The sequence below is a fragment of the Photobacterium sp. AWH4_225 genome (genome assembly GCF_056158405.1).
Genome location: NZ_JBSWTF010000001.1, coordinates 377,320 through 396,607, shown reverse-complemented (window position 1 = coordinate 396,607; position 19,288 = coordinate 377,320). Strand labels below are relative to the sequence as shown.

At 51.4% G+C, this 19,288-nt stretch carries 13 protein-coding genes; 7 read left to right on the top strand and 6 right to left on the bottom strand.

The window, feature by feature from the left end:
- Positions 1-15: 15 nt before the first annotated feature.
- Both ACXAD4_RS01960 and ACXAD4_RS01955 read right to left on the bottom strand, forming a co-directional pair.
- On the bottom strand, positions 16-354 hold the full coding sequence (locus ACXAD4_RS01960) for a P-II family nitrogen regulator (protein WP_107301151.1): 339 nt from the start codon (positions 352-354) through the stop codon (positions 16-18).
- Between the two features lie 192 nt (positions 355-546).
- Complete coding sequence (locus ACXAD4_RS01955) at positions 547-915, bottom strand: YacL family protein (protein ID WP_475238288.1); 369 nt, start codon at positions 913-915, stop codon at positions 547-549.
- 116 nt (positions 916-1,031) lie between these two features.
- Here ACXAD4_RS01955 and ACXAD4_RS01950 point away from each other — a divergent pair, with 116 nt between their 5' ends.
- From ACXAD4_RS01950 to ACXAD4_RS01935, 4 genes are all read left to right on the top strand, one after another.
- Positions 1,032-2,168, top strand: a complete 1,137-nt coding sequence (locus ACXAD4_RS01950; protein WP_475238285.1) for a sugar diacid recognition domain-containing protein — start codon at positions 1,032-1,034, stop codon at positions 2,166-2,168.
- A 159-nt stretch (positions 2,169-2,327) separates the two neighbouring features.
- Positions 2,328-3,593 (top strand): GntP family permease, encoded by a 1,266-nt coding sequence (locus tag ACXAD4_RS01945; RefSeq protein WP_475238283.1) that lies wholly within the window; start codon positions 2,328-2,330, stop codon positions 3,591-3,593.
- A 12-nt stretch (positions 3,594-3,605) separates the two neighbouring features.
- Entirely contained in the window at positions 3,606-4,742 is a 1,137-nt protein-coding gene (locus ACXAD4_RS01940) for a glycerate kinase (protein ID WP_475238280.1), read from the top strand.
- Positions 4,743-5,023: 281 nt separating this feature from the next.
- Positions 5,024-5,485, top strand: a complete 462-nt coding sequence (locus ACXAD4_RS01935) for a DoxX family protein (protein ID WP_475238277.1) — start codon at positions 5,024-5,026, stop codon at positions 5,483-5,485.
- Positions 5,486-5,562: 77 nt separating this feature from the next.
- Here ACXAD4_RS01935 and acnB read toward each other — a convergent pair whose 3' ends face one another.
- Together acnB and ACXAD4_RS01925 are read right to left on the bottom strand one after the other, a co-directional pair.
- Positions 5,563-8,160: a bifunctional aconitate hydratase 2/2-methylisocitrate dehydratase gene (gene acnB / locus ACXAD4_RS01930; RefSeq protein WP_475238274.1), complete on the bottom strand. Its 2,598-nt coding sequence runs from the start codon at positions 8,158-8,160 to the stop codon at positions 5,563-5,565.
- Positions 8,161-8,435: 275 nt separating this feature from the next.
- Positions 8,436-10,748 carry a patatin-like phospholipase family protein gene (locus tag ACXAD4_RS01925; RefSeq protein ID WP_475238272.1) on the bottom strand — a complete coding sequence of 771 codons (2,313 nt, stop codon included), beginning with the start codon at positions 10,746-10,748 and terminating at the stop codon, positions 8,436-8,438.
- 60 nt (positions 10,749-10,808) lie between these two features.
- On the opposite strand from ACXAD4_RS01925, the gene ACXAD4_RS01920 reads away from it, so the two are divergent.
- The 3 genes from ACXAD4_RS01920 to ACXAD4_RS01910 all read left to right on the top strand — a co-directional run bounded on the left by ACXAD4_RS01920 (position 10,809) and on the right by ACXAD4_RS01910 (position 15,577).
- The gene (locus ACXAD4_RS01920) at positions 10,809-12,725 is read left to right on the top strand and encodes a methyl-accepting chemotaxis protein (RefSeq protein ID WP_475238269.1); all 1,917 of its coding nucleotides are present in this window, start codon (positions 10,809-10,811) and stop codon (positions 12,723-12,725) included.
- 275 nt (positions 12,726-13,000) lie between these two features.
- On the top strand, positions 13,001-15,064 hold the full coding sequence (locus tag ACXAD4_RS01915) for an LruC domain-containing protein (protein ID WP_475238268.1): 2,064 nt from the start codon (positions 13,001-13,003) through the stop codon (positions 15,062-15,064).
- A 48-nt stretch (positions 15,065-15,112) separates the two neighbouring features.
- Positions 15,113-15,577, top strand: coding sequence for a hypothetical protein (locus ACXAD4_RS01910; protein ID WP_475238267.1), 465 nt, complete (start codon positions 15,113-15,115; stop codon positions 15,575-15,577).
- Between the two features lie 193 nt (positions 15,578-15,770).
- On the opposite strand, the gene lpdA is transcribed toward ACXAD4_RS01910, so the two are convergent.
- Together lpdA and aceF are read right to left on the bottom strand one after the other, a co-directional pair.
- Positions 15,771-17,201, bottom strand: a complete 1,431-nt coding sequence (gene lpdA / locus ACXAD4_RS01905; RefSeq protein WP_107301141.1) for a dihydrolipoyl dehydrogenase — start codon at positions 17,199-17,201, stop codon at positions 15,771-15,773.
- A gap of 184 nt (positions 17,202-17,385) precedes the next feature.
- Positions 17,386-19,281: a pyruvate dehydrogenase complex dihydrolipoyllysine-residue acetyltransferase gene (aceF, locus tag ACXAD4_RS01900; RefSeq protein ID WP_475238264.1), complete on the bottom strand. Its 1,896-nt coding sequence runs from the start codon at positions 19,279-19,281 to the stop codon at positions 17,386-17,388.
- Between the last annotated feature and the right edge of the window lie 7 nt (positions 19,282-19,288).

Genomic DNA, 19,288 nt, shown 5'->3' with positions numbered 1-19,288 from the left:
CCCTACGCTTAATTCTTATAAAGCTTCTAAATCCGTTTCACCGGTACGAATACGTACTGCATGGTCTAGGTCGTAAACAAAAATCTTGCCGTCACCGATTTTGCCGGTCTGTGCAGCCTTTGAAATGGCCTCGATAATGGCTTCTAGGTTTTCTGCCTGAGTCGCAATTTCCAGCTTCACTTTTGGAAGGAAATCCACCTGATACTCCGCCCCGCGGTATAGCTCGGTATGGCCTTTCTGGCGACCGAAACCCTTAACCTCTGAGACTGTCATCCCCTCAACACCAACATCTGCTAGCGCTTCACGTACATCGTCCAACTTGAATGGTTTGATTATTGCGTTGATCAATTTCATTGCCTGCTCCTCGAAAACAGAATTCCTTCTCAATACAGTTCAATAACAAACAAGCAACGTGCCAACTTTTTTAACTCTTTAATTTCAGCAACTTATAAAATAATGTGATTTTGATACAAAAAAGGCCGCACCTAAATAGTGCAGCCTTTTCACTAAAATGTAGCATTTTTAGCCACTAGGGGACATCTGAGATCAAAAACGGGTAACGAACGCACGCCATGCCGTCAAAACCTGTGCAAAGTCCTCGAACCCACACACAGCCACGGCTTCTTCATCATAGAAATCAAGATTGTCTTCCAGCTCGGTTTCATCCTCTGAAAACAGATAGTTAGCCTGTACCACGGCTTCATTGTCCTGCAAGCTCAAGGTCAGCTCGTCACCAATAATGCGCCACTCCTGGGTGCTGTTTTTCAATGCACCAAGCTGGGACATCACGGTATCTATCTTATCGAAGTCCTTGCCGATCTCTTCCACCAGCCAGCGCCCCAAGGCTTCATGCCCCATAGAGAAAACCGCATGATAGCTACCGTCTAGGGTATTTTTCTTAAAGTCGTAGTCCATAGCTATCCTCTGTGTGATGTCAGTGATCTAAAGTGCAATGATGGTAAACTTGGTTGTGCGGGACGTTGATCCCGCCCTTCGCGCAAGAGCGCACATTTTCAGGATCTGACACAGAAATGCAACTCAATGCGACCATTGCCCGTCAAATTGTCGAGCGGGCAATGAAAATCATCCAGCACTCGGTCAACGTCATGGACGAATACGGCCGGATCATCGGCTCCGGCGATCCCAGCCGCCTCAACCAGCGCCATGAAGGAGCCGTCTTGGCGATCACCGACAACCGGGTGGTCGAAATTGATCCCGGTACCGCGCTGCAGCTCAAGGGGGTCAAACCCGGGATCAACCTGCCGATCGTGTTCCGCGACCAAATTATAGGTGTGGTGGGGATCTCCGGCACGCCGGATCAAGTGCGTAATTACGGCGAGCTGGTCAAGATGACCGCCGAGCTGATCGTCGAGCAGGAAGCCCTGATGTCGCAGGTGCAGTGGAACAAACGCCACCGCGAAGAGCTGGTACTGCAGCTGATCAAAGACACCGAGCTCAATGATGCCCAACTCAACTCGATCGCCCTGAAGCTGGATCTTGACCTGACCCAGCCACGTATTGCCGCCTTGGTCAAAGTGATCCCCGCCGCCGGTGAATCGCTCTCACTGGAGCACCTACAGAAAATGGTACACCTGCTCGAATACCCCGAGCGCGACAATCTAGTCGGGATCCATTCAGTCTCGCTCAATGAGATCGTGGTGCTCAAACCGATCACTCTGGAAGATTCAGGCTGGTCACGGTCTATCGAACAGAAGCGGATCAACAAACTGATGCGACGAGTCGCCAAGGAGAGCCACTTCTCAATCCAAATGGCACTGGGCGACTACTTCCCCGGGCTTCAAGGGCTGTCTCGCTCTTTCCAAACCGCCCAGGCCACCCTTAATGCCGGCAACAGTGAAGAGAGTGTGTTGTTCTACCAAGATCATCTGCTCCCCGTACTGCTCAGCGGCCTAAAAGATGATCCTTGGCGCTATGAGCAGCTTATGCAACCACTGGAAACCCTTAAGGCCAATGACCCCAAGGGCACCCTACTAAAGACCCTGAAGGTATTTTTTGCTCAGAATTGTGATTTAGCTCAAACGTGCGAAACACTCCACATTCACCGCAATACCCTGCGTTATAGGCTCGACCGCATCGAACAAGAAACAAATTTAGACATCAATAACTTATCCGATAAAACTCGGTTATACCTCGCCCTCTCCTGCTAGTTCACAAAAACCTTAAATTGTGCAATTGCACAAAAATTTCATTTTGAGGTGATGATTTTTCGTCACCTCGCCTAAAGCCAAACGCTGCTTGCCCGAGTACATTCCACCGCAGTTAGGAATTTTGATTTTTTCTTTTTTAATTTTGACGTGGAATAGAACATGGTAGAAGTATCAACACTGGGCGCGTTAGCCGCGCTGGTAGTGGCCATTAGCCTGATCCTGAAAAAAGTCCCGCCAGCCTACGGCATGATCATCGGTGCCCTTGTCGGTGGTATCGTCGGTGGCGTCTCGCTGACCGATACCGTAAACCTAATGATTGGCGGTGCGCAGGGCATTGTCACTGCAGTATTGCGTATCCTGGCAGCCGGTGTCCTGGCTGGTGTCTTGATTGAGTCTGGTGCCGCGACGTCTATTGCTGAAACCATCGTCAAAAAAGTCGGCGAAACCCGTGCCCTACTGGCACTGGCTGTAGCCACCATGATTTTGACTGCTGTCGGCGTCTTCGTTGACGTGGCAGTAATCACCGTTGCCCCAATTGCCCTGGCGATTGCCCGCCGCGCTGATCTATCAAAAATGGCTATCCTGCTGGCCATGGTCGGTGGCGGTAAAGCCGGTAACATCATGTCTCCGAACCCGAATGCCATCGCCGCTGCAGATGCCTTCAATGTCCCACTGACTTCTGTCATGGCTGCCGGTGTGATCCCTGGCCTTTGCGGTATGGCTTTCGCTTACTTCATTGCCAAGAAACTGGTTAACCGCGGTAGCAAGGTTGCTGAGCATGAAGTCGTCGAAATCGACCACAGCCGCCTACCAAAATTCGGCGCGGCGATTGTTGCTCCGCTTATCGCCATTGCCCTGTTGGCGCTACGCCCTATTGCAGGTATCAATGTTGACCCACTGATCGCCCTGCCTCTTGGTGGCTTGGTCGGTGCCGTTGTCATGGGTCGCTTCCGCGATACCAACCACTTTGCTGTATCTGGCTTGACCCGAATGGCCCCTGTTGCGGTCATGCTTTTGGGTACCGGTACACTGGCTGGCATCATTGCCAACTCAGGCCTTAAAGATGGTCTGATTGATCTGCTAACGGCTTCTGGCCTGCCATCTTACCTACTTGCACCTATTTCTGGTTCTATGATGGCACTGGCTACTGCTTCAACCACTGCCGGTACTGCCGTTGCTTCTAGCGTATTCAGCCACACCATCCTTGAACTCGGCGTCCCTGCGCTAGCCGGTGCGGCGATGATCCACGCCGGTGCAACTGTACTGGACCACATGCCTCACGGTAGCTTCTTCCATGCCACAGGTGGCGCAGTTCATATGGATATCAAAGAGCGCCTCAAGCTGATCCCTTACGAATCAGCTGTCGGCCTGATGATTGCCGTCGTCTCAACTCTTATTTTCGGTGTATTCGGTTTCTTCGTTTAAGGATTTAAAGTCATGAAAATTGTTATTGCCCCAGATTCATACAAAGAAAGTTTGACGGCCATGGAAGTGGCAACGGCTATCGAAGCGGGTTTCCGCCAAGTCCTGCCAGAAGCGGAGTACCACAAGCTACCTATGGCTGATGGCGGTGAAGGCACCGTGCAGTCTCTGGTTGATGCCACCAACGGCTCTATCATCGAGCAGTCTGTTACCGGCCCACTGGGCAAGCAAGTAGACGGCTTCTACGGTGTCATGGGTGACGGCCGTACTGCGATTATCGAAATGGCAGCGGCATCTGGCCTGCACCTTGTTGAACCTGAATTACGCAACCCACTGAAAACGACAACTTTCGGTACCGGCGAGCTTATCAAAGCCGCTCTAGACAAAGGGGTTGAACACATCATCGTCGGTATCGGCGGCAGTGCCACCAACGACGGTGGTATCGGTATGGCCCAGGCGTTGGGTATCCGCCTGCTTGACGAAAACGACGAAGAGATTGGTTTCGGCGGTGCTGAGCTAGCCCGTATCGTAACCATCGACAAGACCAACCTAGACCCTCGCCTTGCGACTGTGAAACTAGAAGTAGCCTGTGACGTCGACAATCCGCTATGCGGCCCGAAAGGCGCGTCTCATATCTTCGGCCCGCAGAAAGGTGCAACACCAGAAATGGTTGAGCAACTGGACGCCAACCTAGCCCACTACGCAGGTATCATCAAAGCCCAACTAGGTCGTGATGTGAAAGACATGGCGGGTGCCGGTGCCGCGGGTGGCCTCGGAGCTGCTCTGCTTGGCCTACTGGATGCCAGCCTGCGCCCGGGGATCGACATCGTAATGGATGCGGTGAACCTGCTGGACGTCTGCGCGGATGCTGACTTGGTGATCACCGGTGAAGGTCGTATCGACAGCCAAACTATCCATGGCAAAACCCCGATCGGTGTTGCCCGTACTGCCAAGCGTTTCCATATCCCAGTCGTAGGTATTGCAGGCTGTCTGGCAGCAGACTGTGACGCGGTTTACGACCACGGTATCGACGCGGTATTCAGTGTCACCCCACGCGCCATGGAACTTCAGACGGCAATGGAAGAAGCTGCGTTTAACGTCGAGATGACCGCACGCAACGTTGCCGCCATGCTGACTGTCGGCAAGCGCTAATCCGTCATAGTACTCACCTACTACGAATAGTCTTAGGGAAATAACTTCAAAACTTACCCGCCAAGGAGGGCGGGTCAGAGCTACATGGACGTATTCATGCGTTTTTGAAGTTATCACCCTGCGGCTAATCAGATACCTGTTACCCACCCCACAAAACCACTATCCCGAAACTGTGTTAGCTCGCTCACAGAACCACATTTTGATCGGCGTCATTCAGATTAAAGTCATCTCCCTCGTAGTCTAATAGAGCAAGCTACTCTTTCTCTTTAAAGGATCCTGTCATGGACAAACTACTTGCTCTCTTATCCGGCCGCAACGGATCTCACCGCATTGAAGATCTGCTTCTGCTATTGCTCCGTTTGGCTATCGGTGGTGCGATGCTGACCCACGGTATCGGCAAGATCATGAACTTCAGTGAGCTAGCACCGACTTTTATCGACCCGTTTGGCATTGGCTCTACCCCAAGTCTGGTGTTGGCTATGCTGGCCGAAGTACTGGGCTCTATCGCCCTGATGTTGGGTGTGCTGACTCGTATCAGTGCGTTGGTATTGCTATTTACTATGGGCACAGCAACCTACGCGGTAGGGATGCTGAAAGGCTGGGCTGGCGCCGAGCTGGCCTTTATCTACTCGCTGGTCTACCTGACCCTTATGGTACAAGGCGGCGGCCGTATCGGCCTAGAGCACTTCTGGCTCAGCAAACGCCGTAAAGCCAAGGCATTAGCGAAAGAAAAGAGCGCTTAATTCCCTTTGTCACAAACAAAGCTCCATAAACAAAAACGCCTCCAACTGGAGGCGTTTTTATTAGTAACAACTAACCCTTAGGCTGGCTGCTGGATAATCACATCATCCGCTTTCTTGGTGTACTGATCCATGCGGTGGAAGTTGAGGTAACGGTAGGTGTCCGCTGCCGTCGCATCGATTTGCTTGGCGTACTCCAAGTACTCTTCCTTGGTCGGGATACGGCCAAGAATTGCACCCACTGCCGCCAACTCTGCTGAAGACAGGTACACATTGGCTCCAGTACCCAGACGGTTCGGGAAGTTACGGGTCGAGGTCGACATCACCGTTGCCTTGTCGGCTACGCGGGCCTGGTTACCCATACACAGCGAACATCCCGGCGTTTCGATACGTACACCAGCACGGCCGAAGATACCGTAATAGCCTTCTTCGGTAAGCTGGTCTTTATCCATCTTGGTCGGTGGGGCAACCCACAGGCGGGTATCAAGCGTACCGCCAAACTTCTCAAGCAGTTTACCTGCCGCACGGAAGTGGCCAATGTTGGTCATACACGAACCGATGAACACCTCATCGATAGATGTACCCTGTACGTCTGATAGCAGACGCGCATCATCCGGATCATTCGGTGCACACAAGATAGGCTCATTAATTTCAGCCAAATCGATTTCGATAACATGCGCGTACTCGGCATCGCCATCGGCTTCCATCAACTCAGGATTTGCCAACCACTCTTCCATCGCCGTGATACGGCGCTCGATGGTACGGCGGTCGCCATAACCTTCGGAGATCATCCATTTAAGCATCACGATGTTCGAGTTCAGGTACTCGGCAATCGACTCTTGCGATAGCTTAACAGTACAGCCTGCCGCACTACGCTCGGCAGATGCGTCAGATAGCTCGAAAGCCTGCTCAACCGTTAGGTGCTCAACACCTTCGATTTCCAGTACACGGCCTGAGAACTCATTGATCTTACCGGCTTTCTCAACGGTCAGTAGTCCCTGCTTAATACCGTAATAAGGGATGGCATGAACAAGGTCACGCAGGGTAATACCTTCTTTCATCTCGCCCTTGAAGCGAACCAGAATTGATTCAGGCATATCAAGTGGCATCACACCAGTTGCCGCGGCAAAAGCGACCAGACCAGAACCTGCCGGGAACGAAATGCCCAGCGGGAAACGGGTGTGCGAGTCACCGCCGGTACCTACGGTATCAGGCAGTAGCATACGGTTCAGCCACGAGTGGATAACACCATCACCCGGACGAAGTGACACACCGCCACGGTTCATAATGAAATCAGGTAGAGTGTGGTGAGTGTTTACATCCACCGGCTTAGGATATGCCGAGGTGTGACAGAACGACTGCATCGTCAGTTCAGCCGAGAAGCCCAGACACGCCAAATCTTTCAGCTCATCACGGGTCATAGGGCCAGTGGTATCCTGCGAGCCAACCGTAGTCATCTTCGGCTCACAGTATGTGCCTGGGCGAACGCCTTCAACACCGCACGCTTTACCGACCATCTTCTGGGCCAAGGTATAGCCTTTGCCTGAATCTTCAACCGCAACCGGGCGACGGAATACATCAGAAGATGCTAGACCCAGAGACTGGCGGGCACGGTCAGTCAGACCACGACCGATGATCAGAGGGATACGGCCACCGGCACGTACTTCGTCAATCAATACATCGGTTTTCAGCTCAAAGGTAGAAACGACATCGTCGCTGCCGTGAAGGCGGACTTCACCTTTGTAAGGGTAGACATCAATCACATCACCCATGTTAAGTGCGGTAACGTCTACTTCAATTGGCAGAGCACCGGCATCTTCCATGGTATTGAAGAAGATAGGCGCGATTTTACCGCCAAGTACGTAACCACCAGCACGCTTGTTAGGCACATTAGGGATATCATCACCCATGAACCACAGTACCGAGTTGGTCGCCGACTTACGGGAAGAGCCCGTACCGACCACATCACCCACATAAACAAGCTGGTGACCTTTCTCTTTCAGTGCCTCAATCTGCTTGATAGGACCGATTGAACCCGGCTGCTCAGGCTCGATACCTTCACGTTCATTCTTCAGCATCGCAAGGGCGTGCAGCGGGATATCAGGGCGCGACCATGCATCCGGTGCCGGAGACAGGTCATCGGTATTCGTTTCACCAGTCACCTTAAACACAGTCAGAGTGATCTTTTCAGCCAGCTCTGGCTTGGACAGGAACCACTCGGCATCGGCCCAAGATTGAATCACCTGCTTGGCAAACTCGTTGCCCGCTTTGGCTTTTTCTTCGACGTCATAAAAGGCATCGAACATCAGAAGAGTATGAGACAGCGCTTTAACCGCAATTGGCGCCAGAGCGTCATCGTCCAGCAATGAAATCAGCGGCTCGATGTTGTAACCACCTTGCATGGTACCCAACAGTTCGGCAGCTTTTTCCTTGCTGACGATTGGGGACTGCGCTTCGCCTGTTGTCAGTGCAGCAAGAAAGCCTGCCTTCACATAAGCAGCTTCATCCACACCAGGGGGAATACGATTTTCCAGGAGATCTAGCAGAAAGGCTTCTTCACCGGCTGGCGGGGTCTTCAGTAATTCAACCAGAGCGGCAACCTGCTCAGCATCGAGCGGCTTTGGAACAATTCCTTCTGCAGCACGTTCTTCGACGTGTTTACGGTAGGCTTCAAGCACGACATATTCCTCATTTTAGGTTTGGCCGCGATGGCCAAACATCCTTGGAAGTGATTGATCTGCCGTTAGCATGCTGGAAGGGCTTGTTATTCCTTCTGTCACATAAGAAATGTTAGTATTTCAGCCAACGGAGACCAAAACCGTTCATCGAGCATACCAGATTTAACGTAATATTAAAATCCAGTCGTTTTTTACAACATTCACAATTTTTGAATAAATGTAAGCAAGCGTAATAGCCACCGCTGACTTTCTTCCACTTATATCAGCCTGTTAAATTAGAGCGCACCACCAAAGAAGACATAAAATGCATGGTTCGACTGCTCGGTACGGCCATACGCCAAGATCAGCGGCCCCACTGGCGTAGTGATCCCCGAGTACAAGCTGCCTGCGGTATAGAGCGGCACATCCTTGAAGCTCAGATCAGAGTTGTTATATACCCCGCCATACTCCACCGATCCGCCAAAGAAGACCGAGGATTTGAACAATCCAAAGTCTTGCTCCATCAGGTTGTAGCGATAAATGGCCGCAGTGAATATTTTGTTGTTACCGGATAAGCTGTTTTTAGGAATACCGGACAGGTTGAGGAAACCGCCCAATTCCTTAGGATCCAGCCGCAGATCAAAGTCTGAACGCACCCGGCCATATTCCGCCTTGCCCATGAAGGTGTGGTCACCATAGGTCACCGCGCCCTTCCAGTTCATGTCAAGGTGCACCGAGAAGTCATCGATATCATCACCCAGAAAACGGCTATTATCATCCGATGCCGCGAACTCTAGCTCTAACAAATTACCTTGCTTTGGCAGCATAAAGTCATCCAAGGTATCGAGGCTGTAACGTATATAGCCAATTTGGCTCCTTCGTTTATCAACCCCAAGATCCGGTAAACCGAGTATTTCAGTCTCACCGCTGAGGTAGCGCATCCCGATCCGAAACTCCTGCCAAAGTGTTGGCTGCCAACCAAACGAAGCATCAAAAACAGTATCGGTGTAAGTGGCAGGCAGGAAGGTATCAATATCTTCCAAAGCAGGCTCTTCGCCGAATGTCGGGATATTGTAATCAGTATTTTTATACTCAGCGGTTATCAAAGAAAACCAGTCGTTGTCTTTGACAAACGGTAGGTACAGCCCGGTTGCAATACGCTTATCCGAGCCGTATTCCAACTCGGTACGCCACTCCGCCCCAGCTCGGCTAAGACCGGTAACATTGAATGCAATACCGAAGGAATAATCGGTACTGTTTTCAAAGTCATCTTCGAGGGCAAAGCGAAAATCGATAAAATTCGGCCCCCAGCTTTTTTCCCGGACATTAAGCAAGACGACATTTTCATCATCGATTTGCTCAATTCGGTAGTCGACTCGCTCAAAACGATCCAAGGCATAGAGGCTGCGCACACTCTCGTCCAGCTCTTCAGAGCTGATCACCTTACCGGCCTCCAGCTGCATGCGCTCAAGCAATACTTCATCAGAGTAGCTACTGTTGTTTTTCAACCGTATCTCATCAACTACCATCTCATCGAGCGGGACAAGATGGCGGCGGCGCAGCTGCTTGTGGTCGACATAGTCCTGGAACCAAGTACTGCGACCAAGATGAGCAAGCTCATCGGCCATTGCCATCACTTCGACATAGCCACTTTCAAACGCCAGTGGCATACGGGCAAAATCGGCGGTTTTGATCCCGCGAATATTGGGACGGATCAAAAAGTCTTCATCTGACAGCAGGGCAATCTGGCGGTCAGCATTATCACGCACCATAAAGTCCGTCAGCTGATCCATCACCGCAAAATAGTTGCTTAGCTCATCACGCTTCTTGAACTCATTACTAATATCAACCGCGATAATGATATCGGCCCCCATATTGCGGACCACTTCAATCGGCAGGTTATCGGTGATCCCACCATCGACCAATAGCTTGCCATTAAGCTCTTTGGGCGGCAGCAGGCCGGGGATAGACATACTGGCCTGCATCACTTCAGCCAAATCACCCTTATCAAGCACCACAGGCTCTAAGTTTTCGATATCTGTTGCCACTGCACGGTATGGGATCACCATGTTGTCAAAGCTATCAAACACCGGCAGGTTGCCCGAGGTCGTCCGTAGGATCTCCCCCATGGTCTGGCCCTGAACAATACCTCTCGGCGCTTTTAGCTCCCAGAAGCCAAAGCCCAACTCACTGGTCACTTGGTATCTGTCTTCCTGCTGCTTTTCCCGTACCCGGCGGTCGCCACGCATCACCCTATCTTGATAACCCTGCTCCCAGTCGACACTGGTCAGCAAGGCTTCAATTTCATCGGCACTCATCCCGGTTGCGTACAAACCGCCGACATACGCTCCCATACTGGTACCGGCAATATAGTCCACGGGGATCTGCAAATCTTCCAACGCCTTGAGCACACCAATATGGGCCGCGCCTTTGGCACCACCGCCACCGAGCACCACCCCGACCTTAGGCCGCTCTTCGGCAAACACGGAAGAAGAAAAAGATACGCTGAACAAGCACAAAAATGTGATACTAAGCACTAAAGTTCTGCAACAGGACTGCAGATAACACAATACGCTGTGAGTTGCCGCAAATGGCTGTTCTTGGGTCATGGGCTACTTATTCCGTGAACGCACGCTACGTTCACATCTTCAGACAAAACTATAAAGACTATGAAGTTCAACCAATTCACAATCAAACAAAAGCTGATCCTAGCTATGGTCCTCGCGGTTCTCGCTTCAACCTTGCTAGTTGGCATCATAAGCCAAAAGCAAGCAAGGCAAGTGGTCGAAAACCGCTTAATGCAGTCGGAGCTTCCGGCTACCCTGCTGCAAGTTCGCAATACCATTGATAAAGAAGTGTCGCTGATGCTGGCTGCTGCCGAGCAGTTGGCCACCAGCCATTTTATTACCGACCTTTATCATGATGGCAGATCGCAAGCCGATGAAAACAAAATCATCCAGCGGCTGAATGATATCAAAAACCAGTACCAATTGTTCGATGCCTCAATTGCTGATCGTACCAGTGGCGATTACTGGAACCAGAACGGTTTCCTGCGCCGTTTGACGCCACAGCAAGATGCTTGGTTCTATAACTTCACCCAATCCGGCCAAGCCCGCTCGCTGAGCGTTTTCCGTGAGAATAACGGTGATGTAAAACTGTTCGTCAACTACCAGCAGCTGCACGGCAAAGGCATGGCCGGCCTATCGAAGTCGCTGGGCGAAATGGTGCGCTTTATCAACCAGTTCCAACTGGAACAAACGGGTTTTGTGTTCCTTACCGATAGCCAAGGCCTGGTCCAGATCCACCGTGACAAGGGGGTTATGGGCAAAATGAAGCTATCAAACCTCTATGGTGCCCAGGCAGCGGCAACTTTGATGGCAAAAGATGATTTCAATGTCGTCCAACATACTATCAATGGCAAAGATGTATTGGTGGCCACCAGTTACATCCCATCAATGGATTGGTATGTGGTTGCACAACTGCCGCTTGAGGAAGCGTTTGCCGAACTCAACCAAGCCCGCCAGCAAATCATGCTGTGGACCGCCGGTATTGCTGCCGTCTTCGTTCTACTGGCGATCTGGCTAGGTACCAATATCACCCAGCCGATTGCACGCCTGGCAGCAATGTTCAAAGATCTCGGTGAAGGCGAAGGCGATCTGCGCCACCGTATCGATGTCTCCGGCAACGATGAAATCGCCCAGCTATCGGCGGGCTTCAATAGCTTCATCGGCAAGATCCATTATTCGGTCAAAGAAGTCGCCGAAACCGGCAACAGCCTGCGCGAAGCCGCAGAATCTGTCGCCCACCAGGCTGAAGTTACGCTAGATACCAGCCACAGCCAGCGTGATCGTACTATCCAGGTGGTGACGGCGATTAACGAGATGGGTGCTACGGTTAACGAAATCGCCAACAATGCCGCACAAGCAGCCGATGCCGCGCAAAATGCCGAAAACGAAACCCAGAGCGGTCAGCAGGTAGTGACTCAGGCCCGCGATACTATCAATCAGCTGTCCAATGATGTTACTCAGGTCAGTGAAGTCATTGAATCACTGGCCAGCAACACCCAAGCAATCGGCAGCATCCTTGATGTGATACGCGGTATTTCCGAGCAAACCAATCTGCTGGCGCTTAACGCTGCAATAGAAGCTGCCCGTGCCGGTGAGCAAGGCCGAGGTTTTGCCGTTGTGGCCGATGAGGTTCGAAGCCTGGCCAGTCGTACCGCTGATTCGACTGATGAAATCCAGGCGATGATCAACCGCCTGCAGGAAGAAGCCAGCAATGCGGTTAACGCCATGGTGCAGAGCCGCCAGCTGACGTCCGACGGTGTCTCGGCTGCAGATGAAGCATCAGGTGCCCTATTGTCGATTTCTGATCGTATCACCCTGATTTCGGACATGAACACTCAGGTGGCAACCGCAACCGAAGAGCAGTCCACTGTGGTCAGCGATATCAATTGCAACATTGAAGATATCAACGAGACGACCCAACGAACCGCAGATACTGCTTCTCAATTGGCACAATCGAGCCAGGAGCTACGAGACCTATCCAAGCGCCTGGATGGTATGGTGGGCACCTTCAAGCTTTAATCTCGCAGCTTTCAAGTACGATTAAAGTCTGTACTTTTTTATCCAAAGGAGAGCAATTTGCTCTCCTTTTTTGTCCATTCATTTCAGCATTAACCTCCCCGGCTCCCGACAGAATGCGTCGCAAGATACAAAACTATTTCCTACGGCATACCAAGAAATTGCAAAAGTAACCCTCTACGCCATTAACAAAAATAACAAAAATCAATAAAAACAACAATTTAAAATCATGGCACCAAAGTTGATTTGAACACTCCAGACATAGGGGGATTTTTGTAATGGATAGAAAAATTTTACTTTCTGTAGTGCCTTTTTTGATGTGGAGCCACAACGCCAACAGCGCGGCCTTTGACACCTGCCCGTATACCGCCTTCCTGATGCAGGATTCACAGACCAATGTTTACGGTGTCAATCTGCTCACAGGTGCCTACCAGACCCTGCAAACGGATATTGGTCAGGCAGGGAACCTCAACGCTGCCGGATACAACGAAACCGATAACTTCATTTATGCCTTCAACACCACCCAGAAAAAAGTGGTTCAAGTTGGCAATGACTTCAAGGCAACCACCCTGCCTGTCACCGGCCTGCCGGATTCACCGTTCTATGTCGGTGATGTCGCCAACAATACCTATTACCTCTACCGTTCCGGGCTATACAAAATCCCACTCGACGAAAACGACCCAAATTTCCTCAAAGGCAGCAAAGTAGAGGGCAGTGATGGCAGTATGAAGCTGACCGATTTTGCCTTCCACCCCGAAGACGGCAACATCTATGCGGTCGATAATAAGCAGGGTCACCTCTATCGCATCAATCCTACCGATGGTAGCAAAGTGATTTTGGGCAATACCGGAGTGACCGGCACCTTTGGTGCCGCTTACTTCGAGGCCAGTGGCAATTTCTATTTCAGCCGCAACCAAGACGGTATCATTTTTACTGTCGATATCTCGGATCCCAACAATATAGACACCACCGCAACCCAGTTTGCCGCCGGTCCGAAGTCAGGGCTTAACGACGGGGTGCGATGTGCCTCAGCCCCGGTGGCCATCGAGTCTATCGACTTAGGAGACGCACCGGACAGCTACCAAACCTCGGTCGATAACAACGGTGCCAGACATGACCTCAGCAACAATACCCTATTCCTCGGTGGTGTCGCGCCAGACAGTGAATCCACTCCCGGTAGCAGTGATGATGTGACAGGGGTGGATGATGAGGACGGTGTGATCCTAACCACCTTGCAAGGGGGAGAGTCTGCCCTTGCCAACATCACAGCCAGTGGTGCGGGCTTCCTCAATGCCTGGATCGACTGGAATAAAGACGGTGACTTTGCCGATAGCAACGAGCAGATCTTTAGCGGTCAAGCACTAAGTGCTGGCATGAACACCCTGGTCATTAATATTCCCGGCTCAGTCACAGCTGGCGAAACTTGGGCTCGCTTCCGCTTCAGTAGCGCCGAGGAGCTTCCTGCCTTCGGTGGTGCACCAGACGGTGAAGTCGAAGACTATCAGGTAACACTTGAAGATGCCTTATTCAGTACTGCAAATTATGGTCCATTCACTGCCGCCTTTGAAGACAGCTGGCCGCGTGAAGGTGACTACGATCTCAATGATGTGGTAATGCGCTACCAGGTCGAGGTGAAATCCGACCAAGCCGATAACGTCAAGCAACTAAAAATATCAGGTACCCTGCAAGCGCTGGGGGCGGATTACCAGAACGGTTTCGGGATCCATATTCCATCTCTCGCCCGCAATGTCGCGGATGAAGGCAATATCGTTTTCCTCGTCAACGGACAGCCTGTTAGCCGTTCGCCGCTAGAGGCTGGGCAAGGCAACGTAGTATTGATCATCTCGGAGAACCTCACCGCAGATACCCAATCAAGCTGCCGCTTCCACCGCACCAAAGAGACCTGTCAGGAAGCCGAGCGCTTTAGCTTCTCTGTCACCGTACCACTGGAAGACGGTGTTAGCACCAGCTCTCTGCCCAATGCACCTTTCGATCCCTTTATTTTTGCTGTCGACGGGTTGCACCATGGTGAAGGAACGTCAATAGGCCGCGGTCTGGAAATCCACCTCGACGACTATGAGCCAACCCAACTCGGTAACCCTAGCCTAGAACTTATGGGCGACTACGACGACCGCAGCGACAGTGGCGCTGGCAGCCTGTATCGAACCGAGAACGGCCTGCCATGGGGTTTTATCCTCACGGAAAGCTGGGCCCACCCAGAGGAGCAGGTCGACATGCTACTCGCCTACCCCCGTTTCTTTGATTACTGCACGACAGGGGAGCATCCAGACTGGTTCGTTTCTGAAAAACGAGTCAGCCAACATCTATATGGTCTTGAGTAACCGCATAGCTTCGATTCACTAAGTTCAGAATAGAAAGAGGGTTTAACAATGAAACAATACAAGCGATTACTATGCGGATGGCTGTTGGCAATGGGGCTCAGCGCATGTGGGGGCGGCGGAGGCGGCGACAGTGCCTCTTCTGGCTCTTCCCCTGGAGATGATGCCGGAAGTAGCGAGGAAGAAACTGTGACCATGGCGAGTATTAAAGTGGCTCCCGGTTACGACTTCACCACCAGCCAGCAACTGGAAGTGGATGTTGATCTGCGCTCGATTACCGATCAGCGCGCCTTTGTTGGCTTCTACCAGCAGTGGAGCGGTGATAGCAGCGCCCCCACCCCCAACCCAGACGCCCAACTGCTATTGTTTGTCACCGACAGCGGTAAGCTAAGCCAAACCCTGACAATTGGCAAGCAGCAGGAATCGCTGCTGATGATGGTGATGTTTACCGATACCTCGATACCGCCAATCCTACAAGTCTTCGATATTGATACCGAGGGAGGGTTTAGGTTTTAGGGCTCCTGGCGATGGGCGATGGGCGATGGGCGATGGGCGATGGGCGATGGTGAATTGTCCATCCAAACAACCAAATACCACCACTAACGGCTCCTATCTTTTTGCCTATAGCCGTTTGCCAATAGCCTCTGGCCCAGGTAAAAACAAAAAAGCGCCCTAGGGCGCTTTTTCATATCTTTTACAGCTGCAAGAATTACTTCTTGCGCTTAACCGCTTTCGGGTTAGGAAGGTCAGTGATTGAGCCTTCGAATACCTCTGCAGCCAGACCAACAGATTCGTGTAGCGTTGGGTGAGCGTGGATAGTCAGAGCGATATCCTCTGCATCACAGCCCATCTCGATCGCCAGACCGATTTCACCCAGAAGCTCACCACCGTTAGTACCTACGATAGCACCACCGATAACACGGTGAGTGTCTTTGTCGAAGATCATCTTCGTCATACCGTCTGCACAGTCAGAAGCGATTGCACGGCCAGAAGCAGCCCATGGGAAAGTCGCCACTTCATAGTTGATGCCTTCTGCTTTCGCTTCTTTCTCGGTCTTACCAACCCATGCCACTTCTGGCTCGGTGTAAGCAATTGAAGGAATAACTTTAGGGTCGAAGTAGTGCTTCTTACCAGAGATAACTTCAGCGGCAACGTGGCCTTCATGCACACCTTTGTGAGCAAGCATTGGCTGGCCAACGATGTCACCGATAGCGTGGATGTGGGCAACGTTAGTACGCATCTGCTTGTCAACGTTGATGAAGCCGCGCTCATCAACTTCGATACCTGCTTTCTCTGCGTCGATCAGCTTACCGTTTGGTACACGGCCGATTGCCACAAGAACTGCGTCGTAACGTACAGGCTCAGCAGGTGCTTTCTTGCCTTCCATTGATACGTAGATACCGTCTTCACGCGCTTCAACAGCGGTTACTTTGGTTTCTAGCATCAGGTTGAATTTCTTCTTGATGCGCTTGGTGAAGACTTTAACGATGTCTTTGTCAGCGGCAGGGATAACCTGGTCGAACATCTCAACCACGTCGATCTCTGAACCCAGCGCGTGGTATACCGTACCCATTTCAAGGCCGATGATACCGCCACCCATGACAAGTAGCTTCTCAGGAACCTCTTTCAGCTCAAGCGCGTCAGTTGAGTCCCAGATACGTGGGTCTTCGTGCGGGATGAAAGGTAGCTCGATAGGACGAGAACCTGCCGCAACGATAGCGTTGTCGAAGTTGATAGTCGTTTGACCTTCTTCGCCTTCCACAACGATAGTGTTAGGACCAGTAAACTTACCGTAGCCGTTAACTACGTTAACTTTACGCATCTTAGCCATGCCGCCAAGACCGCCAGTTAGCTGGTTGATTACTTTTTCTTTCCATAGACGGATCTTAGAGATATCAGTCTGTGGCTCACCAAATACGATACCGTGATCGGCCATCGCTTTAGCTTCTTCGATTACTTTAGCAACGTGAAGCAGGGCTTTAGATGGGATACAGCCCACGTTTAGACATACACCACCAAGCGTGCTGTATTTTTCGATTAGAACCGTGTCTAGGCCTAGGTCGGCGCAACGGAATGCCGCAGAGTATCCTGCAGGGCCTGAACCCAACACCACTACCTGGGCTTTAATTTCTTTACTCATCATGACCTCGTTGTAAGTCTTTTATCCCTAACAGGCTAAGTATTCGTGTTCTACTTTTTTTGTTTCAGCTGGCTAACGATTTTACAGAGGTGTTAACAAACTGAAAAGTAAATTGCTATAGCCTGTGAGCTACACAACACTTCCATGCCCGCTTTTGCAGGCATGGAGGTTGGGTTAGGAAACCTTAAAGTACCAGACGGCGAATGTCAGACAGACACGCGTTCAGGTATGTGATGAAGCGAGCACCTTCCGCGCCATCGATCACACGGTGGTCGTATGATAGAGACAGAGGAAGTTGTAGGCGTGGTTCGAACTCTTTGCCGTTCCACACAGGCTTCATTTCAGACTTAGATACACCCAGGATACCAACTTCTGGTGCATTCACGATTGGTGTGAACGCAGTACCGCCGATACCGCCTAGGCTTGAGATGGTGAAACAGCCACCCTGCATGTCAGCAGCAGTTAGCTTGCCTGCACGTGCCTTCTTAGACACTGCCATTAGCTCTTCAGATAGCTCGTAAATACCTTTCTTGTTCACGTCTTTGAAGACAGGAACAACCAGGCCGTTTGGTGTATCAACTGCGATACCCACGTTTACGTACTTCTTCAGGATCAAGCTTTCGTTGTCTTCAGACAGCGAAGAGTTGAACGCTGGGAAGGCTTCAAGAGCTTTCGCTACCGCTTTCATGATGAATACAAGCGGAGTGATCTTCATGCCCGTATCTTTCTTCGCTTCGATAGCATTCTGCTCTTTACGGAATGCTTCTAGCTCAGTGATATCTGCGTTGTCCCACTGCGTAACGTGAGGGATCATTACCCAGTTACGGTGCAGGTTAGCGCCAGAGATCTTCTTGATGCGAGAAAGAGGCTTAGTTTCAGTCTCACCGAACTTGCTGAAGTCAACTTTCGGCCATGGTAGTAGGCCAAGTGCAGAGCCGTCGCCCTTGCCAGATGCCGCAGCACCAGACTCAAGACGCTTAAGCGCATCTTTAACGAAGTTTTGAACGTCTTCTTTCAGGATACGGTTCTTACGGCCAGTACCTTTAACCTTAGACAGGTTAACACCGAACTCGCGAGCTAGACGGCGAACAACTGGAGACGCGTGAGCGTACTCGTTGTTTTCCTGGAAGTCGCCAGCTGAAGCTGGTGCTGCCGCCGCAGGAGCTGCTGCTGGAGCAGGTGCCGCTGCTGGCGCTGGAGCTGCTGCCGCAGGAGCCGGAGCCGCTGCAGGTGCTGCGCCCGCCACTTCGAATACCATGATTAGCGAGCCAGTTGACACTTTGTCGCCAGCTGCAATCTTGATTTCTTTAACCTTACCAGCGAACGGTGCAGGTACTTCCATAGAAGCCTTGTCACCTTCTACAGTGATAAGAGACTGCTCTTCTTCAATCATGTCGCCAACAGCTACCATGATTTCAGTCACTTCTACTTCGTCGCCACCGATGTCCGGTACGTTAACTTCTTGGTCAGCTGCCGCTGCAGGAGCTGCCGCTGGCGCTTCTACTGCTGCTGGAGCTGCTGCAGGTGCAGAACCTGCAGTTTCGAAGATCATGATAAGAGAGCCAGTCGATACTTTATCGCCTGCCGCTACTTTGATCTCTTTCAGAGTACCGGCGAATGGTGCAGGTACTTCCATTGATGCCTTGTCGCCTTCAACAGTAAGAAGAGACTGCTCTTCTTCGATGCTGTCGCCAACTGCAACCATGATTTCAGTTACTTCTACTTCGTCGCCACCGATATCCGGTACGTGAACTTCTTTAAGCTCTGAAGTAGCAGGAGCCGCTGCTGCTGGAGCTGGAGCAGCAGGCGCTGCTTCAGCCGCAGGAGCAGGTGCTGCAGCTGCAGCACCCTCGGCTTCGAAAATCATGATTAGAGAACCGGTAGAAACCTTGTCGCCTTCAGCCACTTTGATTTCTTTAACGATACCCGCCTGAGAAGCTGGTACTTCCATAGAAGCCTTGTCGCCTTCTACAGTGATCAGAGACTGCTCTTCTTCAACCTTGTCGCCAACGCTAACAAGAATCTCAGTTACTTCAACCTCATCCGCACCGATGTCAGGTACATTAATTTCGATTGCCATGTTTAAT